Annotated in this window: 24 protein-coding genes; 16 read left to right on the top strand and 8 right to left on the bottom strand. The window is 57.6% G+C overall.

Annotation, left to right across the window (positions count from 1 at the left end):
- Position 1 precedes the first annotated feature (1 nt).
- Positions 2 to 1,369 carry an efflux RND transporter periplasmic adaptor subunit gene (locus tag C7436_RS13040; protein WP_114434386.1) on the top strand — a complete coding sequence of 456 codons (1,368 nt, stop codon included), beginning with the start codon at positions 2 to 4 and terminating at the stop codon, positions 1,367 to 1,369.
- Complete coding sequence (locus C7436_RS13045; RefSeq protein WP_121208082.1) at positions 1,369 to 4,491, top strand: efflux RND transporter permease subunit; 3,123 nt, start codon at positions 1,369 to 1,371, stop codon at positions 4,489 to 4,491. Before C7436_RS13040 ends, C7436_RS13045 begins: the two co-directional genes overlap by 1 nt.
- 24 nt (positions 4,492 to 4,515) lie before the next feature.
- On the opposite strand, the gene C7436_RS13050 is transcribed toward C7436_RS13045, so the two are convergent.
- Complete coding sequence (locus C7436_RS13050) at positions 4,516 to 5,424, bottom strand: LysR family transcriptional regulator (protein ID WP_041654436.1); 909 nt, start codon at positions 5,422 to 5,424, stop codon at positions 4,516 to 4,518.
- A 165-nt stretch (positions 5,425 to 5,589) separates the two neighbouring features.
- Between C7436_RS13050 and C7436_RS13055 the strand changes: the two genes are divergently transcribed.
- Positions 5,590 to 6,033, top strand: a complete 444-nt coding sequence (locus tag C7436_RS13055) for a DoxX family protein (RefSeq protein ID WP_114434383.1) — start codon at positions 5,590 to 5,592, stop codon at positions 6,031 to 6,033.
- A 15-nt stretch (positions 6,034 to 6,048) separates the two neighbouring features.
- Positions 6,049 to 6,849, top strand: a complete 801-nt coding sequence (locus C7436_RS13060) for a DODA-type extradiol aromatic ring-opening family dioxygenase (protein ID WP_121208083.1) — start codon at positions 6,049 to 6,051, stop codon at positions 6,847 to 6,849.
- Position 6,850: 1 nt separating this feature from the next.
- Here the strand turns inward: C7436_RS13060 and C7436_RS13065 are convergent, their stop codons facing one another.
- Positions 6,851 to 8,161, bottom strand: a complete 1,311-nt coding sequence (locus C7436_RS13065) for an NAD(P)/FAD-dependent oxidoreductase (RefSeq protein WP_114434381.1) — start codon at positions 8,159 to 8,161, stop codon at positions 6,851 to 6,853.
- 248 nt (positions 8,162 to 8,409) lie between these two features.
- Here C7436_RS13065 and C7436_RS13070 point away from each other — a divergent pair, with 248 nt between their 5' ends.
- The 3 genes from C7436_RS13070 (at position 8,410) to C7436_RS13080 (ending at position 10,549) form a co-directional block, all read left to right on the top strand.
- Positions 8,410 to 9,036, top strand: a complete 627-nt coding sequence (locus tag C7436_RS13070) for a YbhB/YbcL family Raf kinase inhibitor-like protein (RefSeq protein WP_121208084.1) — start codon at positions 8,410 to 8,412, stop codon at positions 9,034 to 9,036.
- Positions 9,037 to 9,169: 133 nt separating this feature from the next.
- Positions 9,170 to 10,021 (top strand): UDP-2,3-diacylglucosamine diphosphatase, encoded by an 852-nt coding sequence (locus C7436_RS13075; protein ID WP_114434379.1) that lies wholly within the window; start codon positions 9,170 to 9,172, stop codon positions 10,019 to 10,021.
- A gap of 78 nt (positions 10,022 to 10,099) precedes the next feature.
- Positions 10,100 to 10,549, top strand: a complete 450-nt coding sequence (locus C7436_RS13080) for a DUF302 domain-containing protein (protein ID WP_023007844.1) — start codon at positions 10,100 to 10,102, stop codon at positions 10,547 to 10,549.
- A 3-nt stretch (positions 10,550 to 10,552) separates the two neighbouring features.
- Here C7436_RS13080 and C7436_RS13085 read toward each other — a convergent pair whose 3' ends face one another.
- Entirely contained in the window at positions 10,553 to 11,158 is a 606-nt protein-coding gene (locus tag C7436_RS13085; RefSeq protein WP_031209637.1) for a TetR/AcrR family transcriptional regulator, read from the bottom strand.
- Between the two features lie 118 nt (positions 11,159 to 11,276).
- Between C7436_RS13085 and C7436_RS13090 the strand changes: the two genes are divergently transcribed.
- On the top strand, positions 11,277 to 11,831 hold the full coding sequence (locus C7436_RS13090; protein WP_014420122.1) for a carboxymuconolactone decarboxylase family protein: 555 nt from the start codon (positions 11,277 to 11,279) through the stop codon (positions 11,829 to 11,831).
- A 12-nt stretch (positions 11,832 to 11,843) separates the two neighbouring features.
- Here C7436_RS13090 and C7436_RS13095 read toward each other — a convergent pair whose 3' ends face one another.
- Genes C7436_RS13095 through C7436_RS13105 form a run of 3 tightly spaced genes read right to left on the bottom strand, consistent with a single transcriptional unit; the run spans position 11,844 to position 13,429 of the window.
- On the bottom strand, positions 11,844 to 12,545 hold the full coding sequence (locus C7436_RS13095; protein ID WP_014420123.1) for an HAD-IA family hydrolase: 702 nt from the start codon (positions 12,543 to 12,545) through the stop codon (positions 11,844 to 11,846).
- Positions 12,546 to 12,557: 12 nt separating this feature from the next.
- Positions 12,558 to 12,818, bottom strand: a complete 261-nt coding sequence (locus C7436_RS13100; RefSeq protein WP_014420124.1) for a zf-HC2 domain-containing protein — start codon at positions 12,816 to 12,818, stop codon at positions 12,558 to 12,560.
- Positions 12,812 to 13,429, bottom strand: coding sequence for an RNA polymerase sigma factor (locus tag C7436_RS13105; RefSeq protein ID WP_121208085.1), 618 nt, complete (start codon positions 13,427 to 13,429; stop codon positions 12,812 to 12,814). The genes C7436_RS13100 and C7436_RS13105 overlap by 7 nt, the downstream gene beginning before the upstream one ends.
- 249 nt (positions 13,430 to 13,678) lie before the next feature.
- Here C7436_RS13105 and C7436_RS13110 point away from each other — a divergent pair, with 249 nt between their 5' ends.
- The 8 genes from C7436_RS13110 (at position 13,679) to C7436_RS13145 (ending at position 24,095) form a co-directional block, all read left to right on the top strand.
- A complete protein-coding gene (locus C7436_RS13110; RefSeq protein ID WP_121208086.1) occupies positions 13,679 to 15,889 on the top strand; it encodes an FAD-dependent oxidoreductase in 2,211 nt (736 codons plus the stop codon).
- Positions 15,855 to 16,826: a radical SAM protein gene (locus C7436_RS13115; RefSeq protein ID WP_121208087.1), complete on the top strand. Its 972-nt coding sequence runs from the start codon at positions 15,855 to 15,857 to the stop codon at positions 16,824 to 16,826. The genes C7436_RS13110 and C7436_RS13115 overlap by 35 nt, the downstream gene beginning before the upstream one ends.
- 31 nt (positions 16,827 to 16,857) lie before the next feature.
- Positions 16,858 to 18,261, top strand: a complete 1,404-nt coding sequence (locus C7436_RS13120) for a sodium:solute symporter family transporter (RefSeq protein ID WP_121208088.1) — start codon at positions 16,858 to 16,860, stop codon at positions 18,259 to 18,261.
- 21 nt (positions 18,262 to 18,282) lie between these two features.
- Complete coding sequence (locus tag C7436_RS13125; protein WP_121208089.1) at positions 18,283 to 19,239, top strand: metallophosphoesterase family protein; 957 nt, start codon at positions 18,283 to 18,285, stop codon at positions 19,237 to 19,239.
- A 149-nt stretch (positions 19,240 to 19,388) separates the two neighbouring features.
- A complete protein-coding gene (ectA, locus tag C7436_RS13130) occupies positions 19,389 to 19,904 on the top strand; it encodes a diaminobutyrate acetyltransferase (RefSeq protein ID WP_011783727.1) in 516 nt (171 codons plus the stop codon).
- A 181-nt stretch (positions 19,905 to 20,085) separates the two neighbouring features.
- A complete protein-coding gene (gene ectB / locus C7436_RS13135) occupies positions 20,086 to 21,354 on the top strand; it encodes a diaminobutyrate--2-oxoglutarate transaminase (protein ID WP_014420132.1) in 1,269 nt (422 codons plus the stop codon).
- A 50-nt stretch (positions 21,355 to 21,404) separates the two neighbouring features.
- Positions 21,405 to 22,862, top strand: a complete 1,458-nt coding sequence (locus C7436_RS13140; protein ID WP_023007837.1) for an aspartate kinase — start codon at positions 21,405 to 21,407, stop codon at positions 22,860 to 22,862.
- A 240-nt stretch (positions 22,863 to 23,102) separates the two neighbouring features.
- Positions 23,103 to 24,095: a sigma-70 family RNA polymerase sigma factor gene (locus C7436_RS13145; RefSeq protein WP_121208090.1), complete on the top strand. Its 993-nt coding sequence runs from the start codon at positions 23,103 to 23,105 to the stop codon at positions 24,093 to 24,095.
- A gap of 1 nt (position 24,096) precedes the next feature.
- Here the strand turns inward: C7436_RS13145 and C7436_RS13150 are convergent, their stop codons facing one another.
- The gene (locus C7436_RS13150) at positions 24,097 to 24,552 is read right to left on the bottom strand and encodes a DUF3429 domain-containing protein (protein WP_121208091.1); all 456 of its coding nucleotides are present in this window, start codon (positions 24,550 to 24,552) and stop codon (positions 24,097 to 24,099) included.
- Entirely contained in the window at positions 24,549 to 24,854 is a 306-nt protein-coding gene (locus tag C7436_RS13155; protein WP_121208092.1) for a DUF6482 family protein, read from the bottom strand. Before C7436_RS13155 ends, C7436_RS13150 begins: the two co-directional genes overlap by 4 nt.
- Positions 24,855 to 24,866: the final 12 nt, after the last annotated feature.

Below are 24,866 nucleotides of genomic sequence, written 5' to 3' on the forward strand. Positions count from 1 at the left end.
CATGGCTAACTTGGTTCGCCCTCTGGGCTTTGTGTTGCTCGGCGGTCTCGCCGGTGCGGTGGCCACCTACTGGTTTGCAACGGACACCCACGCGCTATCTTCTGCAGAACAGACCAGCTCCGATTCAAAAAAACCGCTGTACTGGGTCGCTCCCATGGACCCCAATTTCAAAAGTGACAAACCGGGAAAATCACCCATGGGTATGGATCTGATTCCGGTGTATGACGACGGCGGATCGGCAGACGATACGGCGGGTACGGTCCGTATCTCACCGACGGTTGTCAATAATCTGGGGGTTCGCACGGAGCCGGTGATTCAGGGGCGGCTGCCCAATAACATCACCACCGTGGGCTATGTGGCCTACGATGAAGACCAGATGGTTCACGTTCATCCCCGGGTTGATGGCTGGATTGAAACGCTGTTTGTCAAAGCCGAGGGAGAGCCTGTTGAACAGGGCAAGCCGCTGTACACCTTATATTCGCCCACCCTGGTGAATGCCCAGGAGGAGCTGCTGTTGGCGATGAACCGTGGCAACCAGAAACTGGTGGAGGCTGCTACAGAGCGGCTGGCGGCGCTGAATGTGCCGGCCAGTCTGATCAGCCGGTTACGCCAGAGCCGGGACATTCAGAGGACGATGACGGTTTACGCGCCCCGCTCGGGTGTGATTGAGAACCTGAATGTGCGCGAGGGTATGTTCATCAAACCGGGAGACCGGGTTCTGTCGATCGCTGCGCTCGATGAAGTCTGGCTGATCGGTGAAGTGTTTGAAAGCCAGCTTTCGGCTGTGGAGGCAGGCAACCGGGTGCAGATGACCCTGGATTACATGCCCGGCCGTGAGTGGCGTGGCAGTGTGGATTACGTCTATCCGGAAGTGAACCCCAAAACCCGGACGGCCCGGGTCCGGATGCGGTTTGATAACGAGGATGGTGCCCTGATGCCGGGCATGTTTGCCCGGCTGGAGGTCCAGGGCGAGCGGGGAAAACGGCAGTTTCTGGTGCCCCGGGAGTCGGTTATCCGCACCGGCCAGAGTGATCGCCTCGTTCTGGCCCTGGAGGAGGGAGCTTTCAAGTCGGTAAACGTCAGCGTTGGGCGCGTGGGGGAAAAGTATGCGGAAATACTCGATGGCCTGATGCCTGGTGATACTGTCGTCACATCGGCCCAGTTCCTGATCGATTCAGAATCCAGCAAAAGCTCTGATTTCCGGCGTATGTCGGCACCTCAGACCCGAGATAACGGCGGCATGAATCACGAAGGCATGGATCACGGTGCTATGAATCATGGCGCGATGAACCACAGCTCGATGAATCAGGATGGCGTGGAGCAAGACACCATGGATCACAGCACCATGAATCATGGCGGAGGCGAGTGATGATTGCAGCCATTATTCGCTGGTCGGTTGGTAACCGCTTCCTGGTGTTGCTGGCCACGTTGCTGATTACGGGGCTCGGCCTGTATTCCCTGAAACAAACGCCGGTGGATGCCTTACCGGATCTGTCGGATGTCCAGGTTATTATCAAAACCGGCTTTCCGGGGCAGGCCCCGCAGGTGGTGGAAGATCAGGTGACCTACCCGATGACCACTGCCATGCTCTCGGTACCAGGTGCGAAAACGGTCAGGGGATACTCGTTCTTCGGGGATTCCTACGTCTACGTGATCTTCGATGAAGACACCGACATGTACTGGGCGCGCTCGCGGGTGCTGGAGTATCTCTCCCAGGTGGCGCCCAGCCTGCCGGACTCGGCTCGTCCCCAGCTTGGGCCCGATGCCACTGGCGTGGGCTGGGTGTATCTCTATGCCCTGGTGGATCGCACCGGAAATCACGACCTGAGCGAACTGCGCAGTCTGCAGGACTGGTTCCTCAAATACGAGCTGCAAACGGTGCCCGGTGTGTCTGAGGTGGCCGCCCTGGGCGGCATGGTGAAACAGTATCAGGTCAAGGTCAGCCCGGAAAAACTCCGCGCCCTGGGGATCCCGCTGGCCCATATCCAGAACGCCATAAAACGGGGTAATCAGGAAGTGGGTGCGTCCGTGATCGAGATGGCTGAAGCGGAATACATGGTGCGCACCTCAGGCTACATCCAGTCCCGTGATGATCTGCTCTCGATCCCTCTGGGGCTGGACGACAATGGCACGCCCCTTTTGCTGAAAGACGTGGCGACTGTTGAGGTTGGCCCCCAGATGCGCCGCGGCGTTGCTGAGCTGAACGGTGAGGGCGAGACCGTTGGCGGAGTGGTGGTCATGCGCTTCGGTGAGAACGCCCAGGCGACCATCAATGGCGTCAAGGACAAACTAAAGGACCTCAAATCCAGCCTGCCCGAGGGGGTTGAGGTGGTAACGGTCTATGATCGCTCCGGTCTGATCGAACGGGCCGTCAATAACCTGGGTTTCAAGCTGCTGGAAGAGTTCCTGGTGGTGGGTCTGGTGTGCATTGTCTTCCTGTTCCACGTGCGGTCTTCGCTGGTCGCGATTCTCAGCCTGCCGGTGGGCATCCTGGCGGCCTTTATTGTCATGCACTGGCAGGGCATCAATGCCAACATCATGTCACTGGGCGGTATTGCCATTGCGATCGGGGCGATGATCGATGGTGCCATTGTTATGATCGAGAACATGCACAAACACATGGAGCGGACGCCGTTAACGCCGGAAAACCGGTGGGAAGTGGTAACCCGATCCGCTTCCGAGGTCGGGCCTGCCCTGTTTTTCTCCCTGCTGATCATTACCGTCAGTTTTGTGCCCGTTTTCGCACTGGAAGCACAGGAAGGCCGGATGTTTGCGCCCCTGGCCTTTACCAAGACCTATGCCATGGCAGCCAGTGCCGCTCTGGCGGTGACCCTGGTGCCGGTGCTCATGGGATATTTCATCCGGGGCAAAGTGCTGCCGGAGCACAAGAATCCGGTGAACCGTTTGCTGGTCAGTGCCTATATGCCGGTTCTGAAGCTGGTACTTCGCTTCCCGAAAACAACTGTGCTGGCGGCAGTTCTGGCTCTGGTTGTTGGTGTCTGGCCTGCCACCAGAATCGGCAGTGAATTCATTCCGCCGCTGGATGAAGGCGATCTGATGTACATGCCCACCACCTATCCGGGCATCTCGATCGGTAAGGCGCGGGAGCTGCTGCAGCAGACGGACAAGCTGATTGCCACGGTACCCGAGGTTGAAACTGTCTTTGGTAAAGTGGGCCGGGCCGATACCGCAACCGATCCGGCGCCGTTGACGATGATCGAGACTTTTATCCAGCTCAAGCCAAGGGACGAATGGCGGGAAGGCATGACCACGGAAAAACTGAAGCAGGAGCTTAACAACCTGATTCGGTTCCCCGGCCTGACCAATGCCTGGGTGATGCCGATCATCACCCGCATCGATATGCTGGCAACGGGGATCAAGACGCCGGTCGGCATCAAGGTGGCGGGGCCGGACCTGGCTACCATTCAGGGTATTGGCAAACGCCTTGAGGAAATCATGGTGGACATACCCGGCACAGCGTCGGTTTACTCCGAGCGGGTCGCCGGGGGCCGCTACATCAAGGTCGCTATTGATCGCGAGCGCGCCGCACGCTACGGACTGAACATTGCAGATGTTCAGCAGGTGGTGGCATCGGCAATTGGCGGTATCAATGTTTCCCGGACTATCGAAGGGCTTGAGCGTTACCCCGTGAATCTTCGTTACCCCGAGGATTACCGGGATTCCCCGGAAAAGCTGGAGCAATTACCGATTGTGACCGCCTCTGGCCAGCGGATTGCGCTGGCGGATGTGGCTGATATCCGTGTGGAGGACGGTCCGCCGGCGATCAAGAGTGAGAACGCCCGGCTGAACGGCTGGACCTTTGTCGATATTGAGGGGGTTGATGTCGGTAGCTATGTCGAACAGGCCATGGCCACCGTGAACGAATCGCTTGACCTGCCCGCGGGCTATTCGGTGACCTGGTCCGGGCAGTACGAGTACATGCTGCGAGCCAAGGAAAAGCTCACCTATGTGGTGCCCCTAACCCTGGCGATCATTGTGATATTGCTGTTCCTGAACTTCCGGCGTTTCGCGGAGGTCGGGATCATCATGGGTACGCTGCCCTTTGCCATGATCGGTGCCATCTGGCTGATGTATCTGCTGGGTTACAACTTCTCTGTGGCTGTAGGGGTCGGGTTCATTGCACTGGCGGGTGTCGCCGTGGAAATCGGCGTGATCATGCTGGTGTACCTGAACCAGTCCTATGCCGCCATGCTGGAAACCTGCGAGGAGAAGGGCCTGACTCCGAGGCGCGAAACCCTTCGCCATTCGGTGCTCCACGGTGCCGGTTTGCGAGTAAGGCCGATCATGATGACCGCGGCAGCCATTATCGGGGGGCTGGTGCCCATCATGGTGGGTACCGGCACCGGCTCGGAAGTAATGGGGCGCATTGCGGCACCGATGGTTGGCGGAATGATATCTGCCGTTATTCTGGCGTTGCTGGTGATTCCTGTGCTCTTTTATCTATGGAAGCAGAGAGCTTTGAAGGATTGATGTTGACCGTATGCCTGAGCACGACTAATCAAACCTGTCCCAGTAGGGCGGATCACCAAAATAACCGTCGATAAAGTCGATGAAGCTGCGGACCTTGCTTGCCAGTAACTGGCGGTGAGCGTAGACGGCGTATAGCCCCAGCGGCTCCGGTTCATGTTCCGGCAGGACGATCATTAACTTGCCTTCCTGAATGGCGGGGCCCGCGATAAAGGTCGGTTGCAGGGCAATCCCGGCCCCGGCAATGGCTGCCTCGACAAGCACGTCGCCGTTGTTGCTGACCATTCCCTGCAGGTTGTCACTGCGGTTGTCCTGGAGCCACTTCTGCGGGGGATGGTTGGAATCCGGGTCCATGTAGCTGTAGCGCAGGTACTGATGGTCCCGGAGGTCTTCCGGTTTGCCGGGGGTGCCGTATCGTGCCAGATAAGCTGGAGAGGCACACAGCACCAGCCGCACCGGCGCCACCCGCTTGGCGATCAGGGAAGAGCTTTGCAGGCGGCCGATGCGCAGCGCGATGTCGAAGCCTTCCTCGACTATGTCGACCTTCCGGTCATTGAGTTGCAGATCAATACCCACGGCGGGGTGCATTCGCTGGAACTCGGTCAGCAGGGCCGGCATGTGGCGAATGGCGAAAGAAACCGGGGCACTGATGCGCAGCAGGCCCTGGGCCTCGGTTTGCAGGTCGCCGAGCTGGTTTTCCAGATCATCAATATCACTGAGCACCTGCTGGGCCCGCGGGTAATATTGCCTGCCTGCTTCGGTCAGGTGGAGCCTGCGCGTGGTGCGGTTCAGCAACCGAACGCCCAGGTGCGTCTCCAACTGAGACACGTATTTGCTGACCAGTTGTGGCGAGGTGTCCAGGCGGTCAGCGGCTCGGGTGAAGCTGCCTTCGTTGACCACTGTCACGAAGGTGCGCATGGCTTCAATACGATCCATGGCGGTGTCCTGATCTGAGTTGTGCTGATGATTATCAATAAAATGACGATAATATAGCAACAAGAGTCATCTTAGTCTTTGAGATTGGTGATAGTAAAGTGAGCCCATAGCCTGAAGCCAGGGCTTCGGGATAAACCAATCAGAGAAAGACTTAAGGTGACGAATATGAACGCTCAATTCACCAAGGCATTACTCCAATCCAATGGTGGCTTTGCCGCACTGGTACTGAGGGTTCCGGTGGGGCTGATCCTGGCCGCTCATGGTGCCCAGAAACTGTTCGGCTGGTTTGGCGGATATGGGCTGGAAGGTACCGGACAATGGCTGGCCAGTATTGGCCTGGAGCCTGGCTACCTGATGGCCTTGCTGGCAGGTGGTGCCGAATTCTTTGGCGGTCTGGCACTGGTGCTCGGGCTACTGACACGTCCGGCGGCGGTGGTTGCGGCTTTCACCATGTTGGTGGCCATTTTCGCGGTGCATATCGGTAATGGCTTATTTATGGCCAATAATGGTTACGAGTATGCACTCACGCTGTTTGCCGCCACCGTCGCTCTGGCGATTCAGGGCGCAGGCCGGTTCGCTGTCGATAACCTGTTGCAGAAAGAAAGCTGAACCGGGGAGAACGCCATGAGCAAAGCGACCGATGTACTGTTTGTTTCCCACGGTGGCGGCCCCATGCCGCTGCTGGGAGATCCCGGGCACCAGGACATGGTGGACCGGTTAACAGAGCTAGCGGCTGACCTGCGCAAACCCTCTGCGATACTGGTGATCAGCGCCCACTGGGAGGAGGCGATCCCGACCATTACCTCAGGTACTACGCCGTCGCTGATTTACGATTATTACGGTTTTCCTTCGGAAGCCTACAAGATCGAATACCCCTGCCCGGGTGAGCCAGTGCTGGCGCAGCAGGTCGCCCAGGCGTTGGATCAGGCTGGTATCCAGGCCCGCCTGGATGACCAGCGGGGTCTGGATCACGGCGCGTTCGTGCCGCTTAAACTGATGTATCCGGAGGCAAAGTTTCCCTGCATTCAGCTCTCACTGGTCAACACTCTGGACGCCAGTACGCACCTTACGATTGGCCGGGCATTGCAGGCACTGGATTACGATCACCTGCTGGTGCTTGGCTCAGGCTTCTCGTTCCACAACATGCGGGCCTTCTTTGCTGCACAGACACCGGAAATCCAGGCCCGTAACCTGGCCTTTGAGGACTGGCTGGAACAGACCTGCGGCGACAGCTCCCTGTCGGAGCCGGAGCGGGCGAAGCGCCTGGCAGATTGGGAGCAAGCGCCCCATGCCCGGTTCTGTCACCCCCGGGAAGAGCACCTCCTGCCCTTGCACGTGTGCTATGGCCTCGCCAACAAAGCCAGCGACCGGCACATTGCCGCAACCATCCTCGGGAAACAGTCGGGGATGTTTTACTGGGGCTGAATCAGTGCAGCTTCAACCGTGGCTGCATGGCCCGACTGATCTTGTCCATCAGCCAGATCACGCCGGTTCGCAGGAAACCGTGCAAGGCCACCTGGTGCATTCGGTACAGCGACACGTAGAACAGCCTGGCCACTTTCCCTTCGATATACATACTGCGTCCGGACAGGTTACCCATCAGGTTGCCGACGGTGGTGTATTTGCTGAAGTTGATCAGTGAGCCATGGTCGTTGTACACGAAGGGAACGGCTTCTTTGCCTTCCAGCCGGTTGCAGAGGGTTTTGAACAGGGCATCGGCCTGCTGGTGTGCGGCCTGGGCACGTGGTGGCACCGGCCGGTCGGATTCCGGCTGCGGGCAGGCGGCGCAGTCACCAAACGCGAAGATATCCGCATCTTTGGTGGTTTTCAGGGTCTGTTCCACCAGCAGCTGATTGCCGCGATTGGTCTCCAGGCCGTCCAGTTCCGCCAGGAACGGCGGTGCTTTGATGCCAGCGGCCCAGATGGTCATTTCCGAGGGCAGTTCAGTGCCGTCCTTCATGATCAGACTGTTCTCGCGCACCTCGCTTACAGGTTGTCCGGTCAATACCTTGACCTTCTGGCGTTCCAGTTCCCGGGTGGCTGCGGCGGAAAGGCGCCCGGGCAGCGCAGGCAATATGCGGTCGGCCGCCTCGATCACGCTGATGGAAACATCGGAAGATTTGAGGTGGTTCATGCCGTAGATGGGCAATTCGCGGGATGCCAGCCTCAGTTCAGCGGCCAGTTCCACGCCCGTGGCTCCGGCACCAATGATGCTGATGTTCAGGGCATGGGGCTGGCCCTGAAGGGCTTCGTGGTTTTTGCGCAGGAAGGCGTTGAGCATCAGGTTATGAAAGCGGCGGGCCTGCTTCAGACTGTCCAGGAACAGGCAGTGGTCCTGTGCGCCGGGGGTGCCGAAGTCGTTCGCGGTGCTGCCAACGGCAATCACCAGGGTGTCGTAATGAAGGCGCCGTTCCGGCACTACTTCTTGGCCTTCTTCATCCCGGAACGGGGCAATCACGATCGCTTTATTGGCCCGGTCCAGACCGCTCATGCGGCCGAGCTGAAACTCGTAATGGTGCTTGCGGGCATGGGCGCGATAATTGATTTCGTTGGCGCTGGCATCCAGCGAGCCGGAGGCCACTTCATGCAGCAGGGGTTTCCACACATGGGTAAGACCGGCGTCGACCAGGGAAATACGGGCTTTGCCTTTTTTGCCAAGCTTGTTACCCAGACTGGTGACCAGTTCCAGGCCGCCGGCTCCGCCGCCGACCACGACTATGTGATGAAGGTTTTCCATAACGTTTCAGACCTTTAAGTGATGAGAGCCAAACGCTCTCGGATGAAAGCGCTTGGCTGTCGTCACTGGCCTGAATGTCTATGATTAGGGAGCTAATACAGGGGCGTATACTACCGCCGATGTTGGAGCGAGACAATTGAGCCCAAGTACCTATTGGCTCCATCGTTAGTATTGTCGGGCTGGACACAGAGCCGTTGGCACTGCTACAAACTTTTCATCCACTTGAAGAACAGACAGGAGAAAGCGACGTGAAACTGCAGGTTCGAGGTGTTGAGGAAGGCCAGCCGGTACCGGAAAAGTTTGCCTTCGGTGTGTTCAGTGAGCAGGACCACATGAGTTTTGGTCCCAACCGGAATCCAGAGCTGGTCTGGGACGGTGCACCGGAGGGCACCAAAAGCTTTGTGGTGATGATGTTTGACCCGGATGTGCCCAGCGTCGCCGACGACGTCAATCAGGAAGGCAAGACCGTACCGGCCGACCTGCCACGCGTCGATTTCTTCCATTGGTTGCTGGTGGATATTCCCGCTGGCACAAAGCGGATCCCGGAAGGTGAAGACAGCGATGGTGTAAGTCCCAAGGGCAAGGATTATGGACCTGGCCCGATTGGTGTCCGTGGTGTGAACAATTACACCCAGTTTCTGGCCGGCAATCCGGACATGGCCGGTACCTATGCCGGTTATGACGGCCCCTGCCCGCCCTGGAACGATGAAATCATCCATCACTACCACTTTGAAGTGCATGCTCTGGATGTAGACACCCTGGGCCTGGAGGGTGAATTTGACGGTAACGACGTGCGCCAGGCCATGGCCGGTCATGTGCTGGCCAGTGCCCGGGTAACCGGCACCTACACGCTTAATCCGGCCCTTCGCCAGTAGTTGCAGCCAGCGGAGCCGGCCACATCGGCTCCGCTTTCATCAAATTGTCTTGGTGCTGTCACCCCGGTGTCACCGGGTGTTGCCAAGGTGATATCAGGATCCTGAAAGCAGGCCTGTTCTCACCGGAGGCACCATGCGACAGTATCGAAGCGTATTCATATCCGACGTCCATCTGGGTACCGCCGATTGCCAGGCGGACTATCTGCTGGATTTCCTGAATAACATTCAGTGCCAGACCCTTTACCTGGTGGGCGACATCGTCGACCTGATTGCCATGCAGCGACGGGCTCATTTCCCCGACAGCCACCGGCAGGTTATCCACAAGCTGCTGGAGCTGGCCGCAACGGGAACCCGGGTGGTGTACATCCCGGGCAATCACGATGAATTTTTCCGGCGTTTCTGTGGCCAGACGTTTTCCGGCATCGAATTGCAGTACAAGGCCGTGCATACCACCGCCGACGACCGTCAGTTTCTGGTCTGCCATGGCGACCAGTTTGACCAGGTGGTGCGCTGCAGCCCTTTGATGCTGCTGGTCGGAGACCGCGCCCATGGGTTGTTGCTGCGTCTGAACCGCTGGTTCAACGCCCTGCGGCGATTACAGGGCAAGCCCTACTGGTCGTTGGCGGCCTGGATCAAAAGCCGGATTGGCAAGGCGAGAACCTTTATCCGCCGTTTCGAGTTGGCGGCGCTGACCGCGGCGGAAAAAGGCCACTATCACGGTTTTATCTGCGGCCATATCCACTCGGCGGGCTTCCTGCGCAGCGAAGAGGGGCTCTATTGTAATGATGGCGACTGGGTGGAACACTGCACCGCGCTGGTGGAGCGGGAAAACGGTCGGCTGGAACTGCTGCACTGGTCCGAATCGCCAGTGACCCTGAGTCAGGAACCGGAGACGCCGAACCCGGAGCTGGCCGGCGACGCCCGGCCCGTGATTGATGCGTTACCGGCGGCGTTTCTGGAGCAAATCAACGGTCCCGCCCAGTAGCCTGTCGGCCACAGTTGGAGAACACGAGCCCGGTGAACTAACCTGCTGGTAGTATCTTAGCCAGAGCAGGAGCACGATATGTTCTTCCGAATAATTGCTTTTCTTTGCCTGATTGCCACCAGTGTATTGGCCAAGGCTGCCGATGGTTTGATCTGGCTGGAAAGTCCCCATTCCCCAAAGCAGACCATGGACAAGCTTGAAGCCATTGTTAAGGAGAAGGGTCTGAAGGTGTTTGCACGCATTGATCACGCGCAAGGGGCAGAGGGTGTTGGCGAGTCCCTTAGGCCAACCGAACTCCTGATTTTCGGTAATCCCAAAGGCGGTACTCCCCTGATGCAGTGCGCCCAGACCGCCGGGATCGATCTGCCGCTGAAGGCATTGGTCTGGGAAGATGAAGATGGCAAGGTGTGGCTGGGTTACAACGATCCGCAATACTTGGCGGAGAGACACGGTGTGCCCGATTGTGTGGTAGTGAATAACCTGCTGGATGCCCTGGCGGGCATGATCGAGCAGGTTATTGAGCGCTAGTGTCTAATTTCTGACCCGATACGCGTCCAGAATGGCAGCCATATCTTGGCCCAAGTGTTCCAATTCTATGGCTGACAGGTCTCGCTCGGCCATGGAACGCAGCCCCATGATCTGCCCTTGAATCAGTCGCGCCAGTCGGCGGCAGTTGGTTGCAGGTGCCAGCTCGCCCTGCTTCCTCGCGGTTTTCAGTAGCTCCGTGAATGCATCTTCAATGGCAGCCAGCACGGTTTTTGCCTCCTGATGGAGCGCGGTGTTGGTGTTGCTGGATTCAAGCAATGTTTTCACAATCAGACAGGCCCTCGCGGGCGCGCAGCCTGGATCAGAGCAGTTTCTGGCAATCTTGACCAGAAAAGCCTGCAGGCCATCCAGCACGTTGTCGTAGCCTGCCATATGCCCGGCCAAGTCTTCGCCACTCTGCTCTGCATACCGTGCCAGAACTTCTGAGAACAGCCCGTCCTTGCTGCCGAACGTGGCGTAGATGCTGCCAGGACGCATATCGAGCGCTTGCTCAATCTGCTTCATGGAGCTGCCATGATAGCCCTTATGCCAAAACAGCCCGACAGCTTGAGTGAGCGCGGTTTCCCGATCATAGCTTGGAGGTCTGGGCATTGTTTTCACCACTGGATCGATCGTTGAATAGTTTCTGAATTATAACTTGAGCAATTGCTCAGAAATAGTTACGGTTCTATTTTTGAGCGATCATTCATTTATAGTTGGAGACGTGGAAATGACCGATTTCACCATACACACCCCTGATACTGCTCCGGAGTCCGCAAAACCTCTGCTGGAAGTTTCCCGCAAAAGCTTTGGCCGTATTCCAGGCCTGCATGCGGTTATGGCGGAAGCACCAGGTGTGCTTGAGGCATACCAGAAGCTGCACGAGTTGGTGTTGGCCAGCAGTTTTGATAATGAGGAAAAAACCGTGGTGTGGCAGACCATCAATGTGGAGAATGCCTGTCACTACTGCGTACCCGCCCATACGGGTATTGCTAAGGCGATGAAGGTTTCCGATGAAATTATTGACGCCTTGCGGGATGAAACACCGTTGCCAAACCACAGGCTGGAGGCGCTGCGGACCTTTACCCTGGCCGTCATGCGCGAGCGTGGGTACGTGACCGAGGATGACCTGAGTGCGTTCTTCGCTGCAGGTTACGAACAGCGCCATGTCCTTGAAGTCATCATGGTTCTGTCTCAAAAAGTCATCAGCAACTATGTCAATCACATCGCGGAAACCCCGGTTGATGAGCCCTTCAGAAAGTATGCCTGGAGCAAAAAAGCCTGACCGGCGTGGATGTTACTTGGCGGCCAGCAGGTGACCTGATAGCTGATCCACGAGCGTGACAAGGCTGTTGGATTGAATGCAGGGGGCTGGCATGGCGGGATGGAACAAGGCGTCCTGGCGCTGAATCCAGCCAGTCAGCAGCCCCGCATTCCGGGCCCCGGACGTATCCCAGGCATGGGCTGCAATCATGGCGGATTGTTCCGGGGCGCCGTCCACTTGGCTTATTGCACTTTCATAGGCAGATCTTGCAGGTTTCCATCGTCTGAAGGTGTCGATTGAAACCACGTGATCCACCAGGTTAATCAGGCCATTTCTGGCAATCAGTGATCGGGTATTCTGTTCTGAGCCGTTGGTAAAGAACAGCACATCCACGCCGCGTTCTTTTGCCAGTCCCAACGCGTCCTCAACGTCCGGATGAGCGTCCAGCTGCCCAAAAACCGGCAAGATGCGATCGATGATGGTGTCGGCGTGTTTCGTTTCGTTGACGCCACCGACCGTGTGCAGCAAAACCTCCAAGGTGCCCCGGGCCATATCGACGAACGGGACGTAACAATCCGTTGCCGAGCTGGCAAAGGCATCTCGGAGCAGTTGAGCAAAAAACAGATCTTTGGTGTGCGTCGGCAGTCCCTCAGCGCTTAGGGCCCGTGTCAGCGCGTTCAGCGAGAAAATCGTTTCAATGACGTCAAAGACAAGCACTGGTTTACGTTTGCACATACTGGCTCCTCGTCAGTCGGCATCTGTTTTTTTGCTTCTGCGGACGCTAAGGGCTTCGGCTACCCGCTCATCAATCTTGCGGAGAAACGCCTCCTCGGTTCGTGCCGAGGCGTGGGCACCCAGCAACTCATTGCTGGCGCGCAGGTTACCGATAAAGGTTCGGCAGTGTTTGCACATCATCAAATGTGTTTTCACCGACAGATTCCGCCGGGTATCCAGTTCGCCGTCGATGTAGTCACTGGCGATCCTGGCCAGCTCGCTGCATTTCAGCATTCGCCGGTCTCCTGGAAGGTTTCTACCATCAGAAAGATCTTCTGCCTGGCACGATGTAACAACACCCGAAGATTGGACGCGCTGACCCCGAGAATGTTACAGAGGTCGTCTGATTTGTGTTGGTGCGCCTCGTAGAGAATCAGGGCGGATCGTTGGGTTTCCGGCAACGCAGAGAGATGTTTGTCCAGGCACTGGTTAAGAGCGCCATTTTCCATCAGCGTATCGGCAGATTCATGAAACTTCAGCCTGGGGGGTAATTGCCAGTGGCCTCTGGCGTTGAAGCGTTCCGCCAGATCAGGCTCCAGGCTGTCTGAGTCGTCGAGAGGGACTTCCCGTTTGCTTGCCCGCAGCCGATTCTTGCAACGGTTGGCGACAATGCGGTGCAACCAGGTTTTTAGCCCCGAACGGCCCTCAAATTTCTGAATGGCATCGATTACGGCGACCCAGCAGTCCTGCACGACGTCTTCGGCGGCCGCCTCATCAAGGTAAAACCTGGCGACCGCGAGCATACCGGGCGTGAAGCTGCGCACAGCTTCCTGAAAGGCGAGGTTGTCTCCGTCACGCAGCCCGCATACTAGCGCCTGCTCGTGTGGAGGGGCTGTGTGAGTCATGGTTATTCTCTTTCGTGAGCGGTTGTTCAAGAATAGCGGCAAGGCGCCCGATGTGTCGAGAAGTTTCCCTGACTGTATGCACTAACAACTTGTGACTGAATTGTTAAACAATCGTGTGTATTTGATGACATCTGGCAGGGCACGATGACGTAAAACCCAAGAGGCATGTTTAAAAGGTGGGCGAGGTGTAACAGGTGTAGAGTTGATGTGTCTCAAAGGTAAACGACAAGTGTTTAAAGGGTTTCTTTCATGACATTGAAAAAGTGGATTCTTGTTTTCGCCATTGCGATTGTTGTGATCGGCTTTATCGCAGCTGGCGGAAATGAACTTCTGACACTGGAAAACCTGAAGAGGCATCAGCAGAGTCTTGGCGACTGGATTGATTCGAATCTACTGATTGCGCTTTCCGCTTTTGTGGTGGTTTATGTACTGGTTACCGCATTGTCTTTGCCGGGGGCAACGGTCATGACTCTGGCAGGAGGGGCTTTCTTCGGAAACCTGTACGGATTTGCTGCGGTGTCTTTAGCCTCGACCGTTGGAGCCTCTTTGGCGTTCCTGGCTGCTCGTTTCCTGGTGCGGGATTCGTTGCGCAAACGTTACGGAGACACAGTGGCGAAAATGGACCGTGGCATCGAAAAAGATGGTGCCTTCTACTTGGCCACCCTGCGGCTTGTACCGGTGTTCCCTTTTTTCCTGATCAACCTGGCCATGGGCCTGACCGCCATGAAGCTGCGCACCTATGCCGTGGTGAGCTGGGTTGCCATGCTGCCTGGCACGTTTGTGTACGTAAACGCAGGCACTCAATTGGGTCAGATCGAGTCCACCGGTGACATTGTCTCGGCTGACCTGCTGCTGTCCTTTGCATTGTTGGGTCTCTTTCCCTTGATTGCCAAGTTTGTGGTGGGCTTTATCCGCCGCCGCAAAGTGTATGCCGGCTGGCAGAAACCCGCGCATTTCGACTACAACCTGCTGGTCATTGGCGGAGGCTCTGCTGGTCTCGTCTCCGCTTACATTGCCGCTGCAGTGAAAGCTAAAGTGGCGCTGATTGAAAAAAACAAGATGGGCGGCGATTGCCTCAATACCGGCTGCGTGCCCTCCAAAGCCCTGATTCGCAGCGCCAGGGCGGCGGATACGCTGCGCCATGCCAATCGGTACGGGCTGGAATCGGTGCCGGTCAAAGGCTCGTTCAAAAACATCATGAACCGCGTCAGGGAGGTGATTGCGAAAGTTGAGCCCCACGATTCTCCCGAGCGTTATCGAAAACTGGGTGTTGACTGCATTGCCGGTGAAGCCAGCTTTGTGTCGCCCTGGGAACTGGAAGTAAGGCACAACGATGGCCGTACCGAGCGCCTCACCGCCCGCAGCATCGTCGTTGCCACCGGTGGCAAGCCGGCGGTACCTCCAATTCCTGGTCTGGAAGACATGGAGCCGCTGACCTCGGACAACCTGTGGCAGCTGGAGGAGCTACCCGAGCGGCTGCTGGTACTCGGCGGTGGCCCGATTGGCTCGGAACTGGCTCATGCGTTTGCGCGGTTGGGTAGTCAGGTGACGCAGGTGGAAATGGGTGAGCGCCTGCTGGCGAAAGAGGATGCCGATGTCTCTGAACTGGTGCTGAAGCAGTTTCGGGCAGACGGCGTGGACGTTCGGTTGAAACATTCTGCCGCCGAGTTTCGTATAGAGGAAGGAGAGAAGGTTGCCTACTGTAAGCATGAAGGTGAGCGGGTACGCATTCCTTTCGATCATGTTCTCGTGGCGGTCGGCCGCGCCGCCAACACCTCCGGCCTGAATCTGGAGCGTATTGGTGTGGAAACCCTGCCAAATGGAACGGTACCGGTGGAAGAGGACATGAGCCTGAGGTACCCGAATGTATTTGCCTGTGGCGATGTGGCCGGCCCGTACCAGTTCACTCACGCTGCGGCCCACCAGGCCTGGTACGCGGCCGTTAACGGTCTGTTCGGGCAGTTCAGGCGCTTCAAGGTGGATTACCGGGTAATGCCCTGGGTCACCTTTACCTCGCCGGAAGTGGCCAGAGTTGGGTTGAGTGAGACTGAGGCTAAGGAAAAGGGTGTGGCCTACGAGGTTACTCGTTACGGCCTGGATGACCTGGACCGGGCCATTGCCGAAAGCGAGGACCATGGCTTTATCAAGGTGCTGACTCCGCCGGGCAAAGACAAGATTCTTGGCGCTGTGGTGGTGGGCACGCACGCCGGGGAAATCCTGGCCGAGTTCACCCTGGCGATGAAACACGGTCTGGGCCTGAACAAGATCCTGGGCACCATTCACCCCTACCCGACCTGGAACGAATCGGCCAAGTACGCCGCCGGTGAATGGAAGCGCTCTCATGCCCCTGAAGGCATCCTGAAGCTGCTGGAGACGCTCCATGACTGGCGCCGTGGGAAAAAGACGACTACACCAAGGAGCCACTATGCCCCTGACCAAAACCCGACCGGCCCGCGCTAAACGCATTCCGGCCGTGGAAGTTCTGGAACCCCGGGCCCGTGATAGCTGGACCCACACCCGCAACGGTGATCCCCGGGGATACATCGATGCCGACAGGCTAAAAGAGCTGTGGATACACACTGGTACCGCCTGCAACCTGGCCTGCCCGTTTTGCCTGGAGGGTTCCCATCCCGGTGATGGCCGCATCCCGGGCATGAAGCTCATTGACGTGAAACCGTTTATCCACGAAGCCATTGACATGGGCGTGGAGCAGTTTTCCTTCACCGGTGGTGAGCCCTTCGTGATCCGGGATTTCGTCAATATCCTGGACTACGCGAGCCAGTACCGCCCCTGCTTTGTGCTCACCAACGCCACTGAGCCGCTGCACAGGCGCCAGCACCAGGTGCTGCCCTTATTGGATAACCCCTATCCGATCCACTTCCGGGTGAGCCTGGATTTTCCCGACCGCGTCCGGCACGACAAGGACCGCGGCGAGGGCAGCTTTGATGAGGCCTTGCAGGGCATCCGCTGGCTGATTGATCAGGGTTTCAAGGTATCCATTGCCCGCCAGACCGATCCGAAGGAAATTCCGGCTGATATCGAAGCCGCGTTCCGTGGAATCTTCCGGGAATGGGGCATTCCGGAGGGCCTGGCGTTCACCGCGTTTCCGGACCTGGGCACGCCTGGTTCGGAAGATGGCAGCCCGGAGATTACCGAGACCTGCATGGAGAAGTATCCGACGAAGGAATCCCGGTCGCACTTTATGTGCACCTATACGCGGATGCTGGTGAAGAAGGGCGAACAGGTGCGGGTGTATGCCTGCACGCTGGTGGACGATGATCCGCAGTATGACCTTGGTGGCACGCTGGCGGAGAGTATGGACGAGCGGATCATGTTGCGGCATCACCGGTGTTTCTCGTGCTACCGCTTTGGGGCGAGTTGTTCGGCGCCTGTGTAGATTCGTTAAACCGTAAACCAGGAACACGACAATGAATTTTACCGAAGCATCCCTGTTCTGGGGATTCCTGCTGGTCTACGGCGTGGTTATGTATGCGCTGTCGCCCAAGAGCAAGAACGCAAACTCTTTTTATAAGGGCGCCGATGATCAGGGCAACCCGGTGGGTCAGTGGTCGCTGACGGCGAGTATTTTTATCAGCTGGATCTTTGCCAAGTCGGTGACTAATGCGGCGAATCTGGGGGCGGCTTATGGTGTGGTGGGCGGTCTGGCTTATGCCAGTTACTGGCTGTCCATCCCGGTGGCAGGCTATGTGATTTACCTGATCCGGACCCAGACCGGGGCCCGGAGTCTGCAGGATTTTCTGACCTCGCGTTTCGGGCGGCTGGCCAGTCTGGCGTTTGCCGCGGCGGTTCTTATCCGGCTCTATAACGAGGTCTGGAGTAACACCGCGGTGGTGGGCGGTTACTTCGGATTGCCCGGCGAGTGGGAGTATTACGCGGCGGCGATGCTGTTTACGGTGTTTACCCTGGCTTACAGTCTGAAGGGCGGTCTCCGGTCCTCGATCTTCACCGATGTGATTCAGGCCTTCGTGTTTGTGTTCTTTGTGGGGGCGGTATTGTTCCTGATCATCCCTGCCAACGACACCAGCGCCCTGTTGACTAATGGTGAGTTCCGGCTCAATGCTGGTTTTGACTTGCTGTTGGTGGCTCTGTTGCAACTTTTCAGTTATCCATTCCACGATCCGGTGCTGACTGACCGGGGCTTTGTGAACAAGGAAAAGACCATGCTCAAAAGCTTTGTGGTAGCCGGATTGTTGGGCTTTGTGGCGGTGTTTATTTTCAGTCTGGTGGGCGTTCACGCCCGGCTTAACGGCATTGAGGCCATGGGTAACGCGCCCGCAGCAGTGGGCCAGTCCCTGGGGCTGGCGGCGTTGTTCTTCATGAGCGTGGTGATGATGACCTCGGCCGGTTCCACTCTCGATTCCACCTTTACCTCACTGGCCAAGTCCCTTGCGGTGGATCTGCCTCGCCTGGCGCGGCGTGCGTCGGACAAGCTGCCGAGCATGAGAGTGGGGGCCGTGGTGATGGTGATTTTTGCCTTCCTGGGTAACCTGCCCATGTTCGCCGGTACTGACATTCTCAAGGCGACGACCATCTCGGGCACTATGGTCATGGGGCTGGCGCCGGTTTTCCTGTTCTATGGTTTTACCCAGTGGTCGCCCTGGAGCTTCCATCTCAGCTTCTGGACCGGGCTTGGTCTTGGTGTTCTGTTGGCGGTGGGCCTCATCCCATCAAGCTGGGCGATTGGTGACGGTGCCTATGCGATGTTGCTGGGCGTGAATGCTTACGGTTTCCTGATCTGTACGGTGTGTTTCTTCCTGCCCTTGCTGTTAAAGCGTCTGGCTGGAAAGCCGGTGGCCGCCGAAGGTGCCTGACCAGAACGGAGGGGCCAGATCATGGCTGATACAGAAGGGCGCAGCTGCCCGCTGGCATACCGCTACACGCCAGAGTCTCTTTGCAGAGACCCGGCGCAGGTTTCTGAGGACGTGCTGTACATCGTCGGTGGTCTTTACGGCAATGCCTTCGCCCTTGATGAAATCGAGGTCATGGTGCGCGCAGAGGAGCGCCATGGCCACCGGGTGAAGCTGGTCTTCAATGGCGATTTCAACTGGTTTAACGCTGACGACACCTTGTTCCGGGAGATCAACAGCCGGATCCTGGACCACACAGCGATTCTCGGCAACGTGGATTATGAGCTCTCGATTCCCAACGCCGGCGCCGGCTGTGGCTGCGCGTACCCGGAGTATGTGGATCAAGGAGTGGTGGAGCGGTCCAATCAGATGATGGGGCGGCTGCAGGTGGTGGCGGACCGACACCCCGATATTCAAAAGAAACTCTCATTATTGCCACGATACCGTTGCATGATATTTGGAGGCCTAAAGGTTTTGGTCGTGCATGGTGATCCGGAGTCTCTGGCCGGGTGGGGGCTGGCTCACGAATCCATTGCCTCGGGCAGCGAGGAAAAGCTGGCGTACTGGTTTCGCGCCACCGGTGCCGACCTGATTGCTTGCACCCATACCTGTCTGCCGGTGATCTGGTCCGGTAAAGTGGATGAAAAACAACGGATCGTGGCCAATAACGGTGCGGCCGGCATGGGTAATCTGCGTGCCGACTCCCGGGGGCTCGTTACCCGCATTGGCTTTACAAGCCCTTTTATGGAGCCGTTGGCGGCAATTGCGCGGCCCGGTCTGCATGTTTCCCTGATGCCGGTGGCTTACGATATCGATGCCTGGCTGGCTCAGTTTGACAGGCTTTGGCCCGAAGGGTCTCCTGCCGCTGTGTCCTATCGAAGACGCCTGACTGACGGCACCCATCTTGTGCCGGAGGGCATCATTTTCCCGTCTTTCCGGTAACCAATTTGTCACTGGCAAATGCTTCAATCCGGTCTATTCTTAAACGATCGGGCCCGGGCCGTGTTGAGTGGCTGGCCAGGATCGACTTGAAATATATTTTGTGGTCTATATAATTCAACACTAACTTTTGGCAGCGAATTGATCACGTTATGACATCAGAAGGATCGAATACCACCGCCATCACCCTGCGTAAACCGACAAAGGATGATGGCTACAGGCTTCACCAGCTGGTTGCGGAATGCCCCCCGCTGGACCCCAACTCGATTTACTGCAACCTGTTGCAGTGCAGCCACTTTGCCGAGACCGGCGTGGCCGCGGAGAAGGAAGGCGATCTGGTCGGCTTTATCTCCGGATACATCCCTCCCCAACAGCCCGAGACCGTGTTTGTCTGGCAGGTGGCGGTTCACGAGAAAGGTCGTGGACAGGGCCTCGCCAAGCGGATGCTGAAGGAAATCGTTGGCCGGGACGCGTGCAGCAACGTCACGCACCTGGAAACCACGATTACCGAAGACAACGAGGCCTCGTGGGCGCTGTTCCGCTCTTTTGCCCGTGATCTGGGAGCCGAGCTCACCTACCACGAGCATTTCGAGAAAGAGACCCATTTTGGCGGCAAGCACGATTCTGAATTTTTGCTGCGCATCGGGCCTTTCACGAACCCTGTCTGAGAGCCTGTGTTCACGCCTTCAGGCGTGAACCACTGACGAGATTGTAGTAGCCGGCAGGCCGCCCGGGGTGGGCCTGCCATTCGGCTTAAAGCAACGCTCGGCGGGTCTGTTGCGACCGACACGTTTTACCGACAGGCTCCCGCGCATTTACCTCGAACCTGACATGCTAAGAGGCAAGACAATGGAAATTTTCAAGTCTACTGAATCTGAAGTTCGCGTTTATTCCCGTGCTTTTCCGGTGATTTTCAACCGCGCCAAGAACGCGCATCTGTACACCGAAGATGGCAAGGAATACCTGGACTTTCTGGCCGGTGCCGGTTCCCTGAACTACGGCCACAATAACGACATCCTGAAGAAAGCGCTGCTTGAGTACATTGAAGCGGACGGCGTGAGCCAGGGCCTGGACCTGTTCACCACGGCCAAGCACGACTTTATGGAATCGTACAAAAAGCACATCCTCGATCCCCGTGGTCTGGACTACAAGATGCAGTTCACCGGTCCCACCGGTACCAACTGTGTGGAAGCGGCCATGAAGCTGGCCCGTAAGGTGAAAGGCCGTACCAACATCATTTCCTTCACCAACGGTTTTCACGGTGTCACTACCGGTGCGGTAGCAGCCACTGGTAACGAGCATCACCGTGGTGGCGTAGGTATTCCCCTTGGGCATGTCGACTTCATGTTCTACGACGGCTACCTGGGCGAAGACGTTGATACCCTGGCTATCATGGACAAGGTGCTGTCAGACAGCTCTTCCGGCGTTGAGCTGCCGGCTGCCGTCATTGTTGAAGCCGTACAGGGCGAGGGTGGCCTGAACGCCGCCCGTGCCGAGTGGCTCAAAGGTCTGTCCGAGCTGTGCCAGAAGCACGATATTCTGCTGATTGTGGATGATATCCAGGCGGGCAACGGCCGTACCGGCGAGTTCTTCAGCTTTGAGTTCGCAGGCATCAAGCCGGACATTGTGACCGTGTCCAAGTCCCTGAGCGGCTATGGTCTGCCGATGGCACTGGTGCTGTTCAAGCCGGAACTGGACGTGTGGGAATCCGGTGAGCACAACGGTACCTTCCGTGGTAACAACATGGCGTTTGTCACTGCCCGTGCCGCCATTGAAACCTACTGGAAGGACGACACCTTTGCCAACGAAGTGAAGGCCAAGACCAAGGTGCTGGGTGATGCCCTGCAGGCCATCTGCGACAAGTACCCGGGTGAGTTCAAGATGAAAGGCCGGGGCCTGATGCGCGGCATCGAGGCCAAGCATGCAGATCTGACCGGCCCGATCACCAAGCGTGCCTTTGAGCACGGCCTGATCATCGAGACCAGTGGTCCGAACGATGAGGTGATCAAGTGCCTGATGCCGCTGACCACCAGCGAAGACGATCTGCGCCTGGGTGTGAAAATCCTGGCCGAGAGTGTCGATGAGATCATGCAGGAAGGTGTTAGCGAGGCGTCGTAAGACGCCCGCCATCCCACACTTACATTCCGCAGGATAGCAAAGGCAACGACATGACAACGGCACAACATACCGTCGAGAAAATCGGCGGTACTTCCATGAGTAACTATGAGGCCGTGCGCGACAATATCATTATTGGTAAGCGCAAGAAGAGCGACCTCTACCAGCGGATTTTTGTGGTCTCTGCCTACGGTGGCGTGACCAATGAACTGCTGGAGCACAAGAAAACCGGCGAGCCGGGGGTCTATGCCCTGTTTGCCGATGCCGAATCCGACTGGGCCTGGGGCGACGACCTTACCAAGCTGATTCAACTGCTGACGGACATCAACGGTGAGCTGTTTGCCGATCCGATGCTCAAGCAGCAGGCGGACCAGTTCATTACTGATCGCATTGAGGGGGTCCGGGGCTGCCTGATCGACCTGCAGCGCCTGTGTTCCTATGGCCAGTTCCAGCTTGAAGAGCATCTGCTTACCGTGCGGGAGATGCTGGCGGGGATTGGCGAGGCCCACAGTGCTTTCAATACCGCCCTGAAGCTGCAGCAGGAAGGTATTAACGCCCGCTTTGTCGATCTGACCGGCTGGCGCGACAGTGAATTGCTGCCGCTGGATGAAAAGCTCAAGCAGGCCTTCGATGCCATCGACCTGAGCCGGGAACTGCCAATCGTGACCGGTTATGCCCAGTGCAAGGAAGGTCTGATGCGTACCTTTGACCGGGGCTACAGTGAGATGACGTTCAGCCGCACGGCGGTGATCACCAACGCCCGGGAAGCGATCATCCATAAGGAATACCATCTGAGCTCTGCCGATCCGAACATTGTTGGCGAAGACAAGGTGGTTCCGTTAGGGCGTACCAACTACGACGTCGCCGACCAGTTGGCCAACCTGGGGATGGAAGCGATTCACCCGCGGGCTGGTAAAGGTCTGCGCCAGAACGAGATTCCGCTGCGGGTGATGAACACCTTTGAGCCGGAGCACACTGGTACGCTGATCACTGGTGACTACGTCAGTGAAAAACCCCAGGTGGAGATCGTGGCAGGTGCCAAAGGCGTATTTGCCATTGAGGTGTTCGACCAGGACATGCAGGGCGAGCCGGGTTCCGACCGCCGTATCCTGGATGTACTGAGCCGTTTCAAAGTGCGGTTCATGTCCAAGGACACCAATGCCAATACCATTACCCACTACGTGGATACCACGCTCAAGCACGTGAAGCGGGTGGTCAAGGCACTGGAGGAAGAGTTCCCCAATGCCGAAATCAGTACCCGCAAAGTGGCCCTGGTGTCTGCCATTGGCAGTGATATGAAGGTGCCGGGCATTCTCGCCCGTTCGGTAAAATCACTGGCTGACAAGGACATCAGCGTGCTGGCGATCCACCAGTGTATGCGCCAGGTGGATATCCAGTTCGTGGTTGACGAAGACAAATACGACCAGGCGATTGTGGCCCTGCACGGCGCGCTGATTGAGCCTCATAACCACGAATATGCCATCGTGGCGGCATCAACCACCGCCGGCTAGGAATTACCCACAGGCGGAACCGGTCGCTTCGTCTGTGGGTAATGGAGGAGTCTTGCCTCCAGATCGGGCGCCCGGTCGGCCGTCTCACAACCTGTGAGGTTTCATGGCCGGGCGTGACCGATCCCTCCCCCACTCATCCTCCTTTCTGTATTCCTGTATTTCGGTTTTCCCCTCGTTGCTGGGGAATCCATGCCTGCCTGATCTGCGTATTCTCAATAAATATCAAACGGGTACCGAGCCATGCAGATACAGAGCCGGCCGGGACCGCTTCCGACGCTGCCCAACGATGGTGAAAGGGATTCCCTGGTCGGGTTGTATTTCAGGGATGCGTCCCGGCATGACCTCCTCAGCGAAACCGATGAACGGCGTCTGGCCAGAAAGCTGATCCGGTCGCTACGGGTGATTCACACCGAACTGGCATTACCCGAGGACACCCCACAAACCTTGCGGGATGTGATGGGCAGCCTCGGTGATGCCTGTGCTTTTTCGGCCCGCTGTCGCCGGGCTTACCACCTTGCCCTGGCCTGCCGTCACCGCCTGATTCAGAGCAATCTGAGGCTGGCGGTACATATCGCCCGCCGCTACGGCCATCGTGGCATTGCCATGTCGGACCTGATCCAGGACGCCAACGTCGGGCTGATCAAGGCCGTAGAGCGCTACGACCCCGGCAAGGGCTTCCGGTTTTCCACCTACGCTTACTGGTGGATCAGCGAGGAAGTGCGCCGCTGCCTGCAGCGGGGTGTGCGTGTGGTGCATACGCCGGAAAACGTGGTGGAGGAGATCCGCCAATTGCAGAAGGTATCCATGCGTTTGCATCAATCCCTCGGCCGGGAGCCCACCCAGTCCGAGCTGGCCCGGGAAATGGAGGCCACACCCTCCAGGATTGGCGAACTGAGAGCCCTGGCGGCCCGGGAAGTTTCAACGGATGTACCACTGGTCGAAGATGGATCGGTGACCCTGGCTGACAGTCTTGATGCGGGTGCCGATACCCGCCCGGACCAGCCGTTTCGGGCGCGGGACCGGATGATTCGGCTGGAGCGCATGATGGGGGCATTGTCGGACCGGGAGCGGGATATCCTGACCCGGCGTTACGGGCTTGGCTTGATTGAACCGGAGACCCTGCAAACGATTTCGGAACAGCTGGGTCTCAGCCGGGAGCGTGTGCGACAGATCGAGAAAGGCGCTTTGAGAAAGCTGCAGACCCTGTTTGGAACCGATCCTGACGGTGCCTGAATCAGGCACCGTGCAGCAGGAAGAACCAGCCGGCCACGGTTAGCTGGCAAGCCAGTACCACGGTGGTCAGCACCAATCGCATCTTCAGATACCAGGCCGGCCAGTAACTTCGCATCCAGCGGGCGTCTACCAGATACAGCAATAGGAACGCGACGATGTAGAGCGGGATTTTCTGCGGCGTCTGTAGCGACAGTCCGATACCGGCGGCAACGAAGAACAACTGGCTCAGCAGCATGGTCACCAGGGGCGATTGCGGGTAGGAGCGGTTTTCCAGCTGCATGGCAATGGTCCAGTAGATTCCGCCCATAAAAGCGAGAATACCGGCACTGTAAATATAGAACCACGCCAGAATGGCAACACTGTTGGCTGGCATCAGGAACAGGCCAGCGGTGCCTAGAATGAATGGAATCAGGCCGGCAATGCCGACCAGAACCGCGAGGCGAGCAACTGAAATCACGACTTCTGCCTCTGTACCTGTATCCGCATGGGCTCAATGTCTGCCGGCGCCATCCCGACCATTTCATGGTACGCCGAGGGATGCACTACCTGGGTTTCGCGAATGGTGTAGCTGGAGAGGGTGTCCTGAATCTGCCAGGCGCTGCGGAATAGCCGGGTCTGCCCTTTATGGTCCGACAGTACCTTCATGCCTTCAGGGCCATGCAGGCGAGCCATGTACTGTTGGCCCTCCAGGGAGAGGATCTCCAGAAGGTCGATCACCGGTTGTTCCAGGTTTTTGAGTTCGTCGAGGGTAATGCGCACCGTGAAGCTCCC

The organism is Marinobacter nauticus (assembly GCF_003634635.1).
GTDB lineage: Bacteria > Pseudomonadota > Gammaproteobacteria > Pseudomonadales > Oleiphilaceae > Marinobacter > Marinobacter nauticus.